This window comes from Bacillus sp. HMSC036E02 (assembly GCF_001836235.1).
Taxonomy (GTDB): domain Bacteria; phylum Bacillota; class Bacilli; order Bacillales; family Bacillaceae_G; genus Bacillus_A; species Bacillus_A cereus.
Genome location: NZ_KV827832.1, coordinates 1 through 2,272, shown reverse-complemented (window position 1 = coordinate 2,272; position 2,272 = coordinate 1). Strand labels below are relative to the sequence as shown.

Here is a 2,272-nt window from a genome sequence, read left to right as displayed (position 1 = left end):
TCCCTGTGAGAGTAGGACGTCGCCAAGCAAAAACCTAAGTCGTTTCGACTTAGGTTTTTTTGTGTTTATTTTTATTATTTTAAATTTAAAGGTAAGAATTACCTTTATAAGAATATAGTCCAGATGTAACAAGAATGTTTGTGATCTTATATAAAAAGGTTATATGAAAAGTAGCAATCTAGCTCTTTTAACATAACCTTTTGTGTTTTTAAAGGATTTTACATTAGAAAAAATCTATAATTAAGGTAGTTAACATATATTTTTGATGGGTGTGGGGCATTATGAAAGAAATATGCATGTTATTAGTGGCTGTTATATTATGGGGCACAGCCATTGCGCCAACAAAATGGGCGTTAGAATCTATTCAGCCGTTTACTTTGTTGTTTATTCGTCTTTTCTTTGCAGGTGGAATTTGTATGCTATTCTCATTTAAGCAACTACAAAAATCAGTTGTACATAAAAAAGTTCCATGGAAAAGAATGAGTTTGTTAGCTTTTACCGGTGTAGCTGGTTATTTTATGTTTACATCCTACGGTATTTCTTTAACCAGTGGATTACATGTGAGTATTATAGATGCTGCATTACCATTAGTTACAATTCTTTTTTCAGCACTCTTTTTGAAAGAGAAAATTCGATTGAATTATTGGATAGGAATTATATTGGGTGCTATAGGAGTACTCTTTATTACGATTCCATCTAAAAGTGCTAATCAAGAAGTGTCTTTAATAGGAGATATACTGATATTATTAAGTACTTTTCTATTTGCTTTCTACACAGTTTTGCTAAAACGGCCAAAACAAGAACAGTATTTATCAAACGAGGTTTTTACAACATTAACTTTAATTATTGGAGCTGTTATTCTCTTACCGTTTGCACTGGTAGAAATTTTTTATTACGGTCTCCCAAAGGTTGAAACTTGGAAAACGGGACTTAGTGTAATATACCTTGTTATTGGAGCAACAATTTTAGCATATTGGTTTTGGAATAAAGCGCTAGAGAGAGTTTCAGCATCAGTAAGCGGATTATATTTAAATGCATTACCATTAATAAGTATTGTTACTTCAATTATTCTATTAAATGAATCTCTGACATGGAGAGTAATAATGGGAGCGAGTTTAGTTTTAATCGGAGTAGGATGGGCGGATAAGCAAAAGTTATGTAATCTATTAAAAGGTAACAAGGTGGAGAATAGAGACTGTTAAACAGTATGATTTATATAATTGAAATGTTAAAAAGATACCTTATATATGAGGTATCTTTTTTATTTAGCAAAGATAATAGACTAAAGTTAGTATGGATATTCTTTGCTGTATTTATATGTGTCGAAATCATTTTGAAATATTGTTTGGACAAGTTGTATACATTCAGTATCATAAAAGCTTTCAAAAGTCGGATGACGTGGAAATAAAGGATCAGTAATATCGCCTTCGCTAAAATCCCCTTTATAAATCATGGCGGGAGTTTGATGATGCCATGATGTTGAGAACTCATTTATTGGTGCGGTTTTTAATTCGAAACGCTTTTCTAATTCTTTCATTTCCTGATCGAAGTTTTCTAAGTATATATAATTGGTCACATATTCTTCTTCACCAGCTATATATTGTTGTGTGAAATGTGGGTTAATATCACTTGCGTGAGCTCCTTTCATAAATAGATAGTATAGAAATTGTTTAAATGAGATCCCTTTGGAGGAATTTTCATCTTGATATAAAAACTTTCGGATGGGTTTCCATTCGGGATGTTCCATATAAGGAGGTCCAATTAAGGATACGAAAGAACTGACTGCTCTCCTATAAGGGTTACGAACAAGTTTAAAAGTTTCTTTTTGTTTTTCTCGTAGAGCTATTCCTAGTCGTACACTATAGGCAGGTGTACTTTTGTATATATCATATTCATAATTATGAATGAAAGGACTATAACTTAGAGCGGTTTGTAATAAATCAATCTGGTAAAAGAACCACTTAGCAAGAGAAGTACAACCGCTTTTTTGACTCCAAAATAGAATGATTGGAAACTTCCTATGATAGTGTGGGCTTCTTGAATGGGAGCTTATGATGTGTAATAAAGAAGGATTGAACAAGTTCTACACTCCTTTCAGTTATCTTATTGATATGTATGAGAAATAAAAGGGGGGTATGAGAGTCTTTTTCATCTTTTTAAAAAAAATGAAAGATTAATATTGACTATTATTATATAGAGGTGTAATATAGGACAAGTCGCTGATGACAATAACATCGCAAGTGACAAACGAAATGAAAAACTTAGTTGACAT

The 2,272-nt window shown here is 32.0% G+C and carries 2 protein-coding genes; one reads left to right on the top strand and one right to left on the bottom strand.

Annotated elements, in window-relative coordinates; genetic code table 11:
- Positions 1–281: 281 nt before the first annotated feature.
- Positions 282–1,202 carry a DMT family transporter gene (locus tag HMPREF2590_RS10665; protein WP_000658284.1) on the top strand — a complete coding sequence of 307 codons (921 nt, stop codon included), beginning with the start codon at positions 282–284 and terminating at the stop codon, positions 1,200–1,202.
- Between the two features lie 86 nt (positions 1,203–1,288).
- Here the strand turns inward: HMPREF2590_RS10665 and HMPREF2590_RS10660 are convergent, their stop codons facing one another.
- Positions 1,289–2,080, bottom strand: coding sequence for a sulfotransferase family 2 domain-containing protein (locus HMPREF2590_RS10660; protein WP_000483015.1), 792 nt, complete (start codon positions 2,078–2,080; stop codon positions 1,289–1,291).
- Positions 2,081–2,272 lie beyond the last annotated feature (192 nt).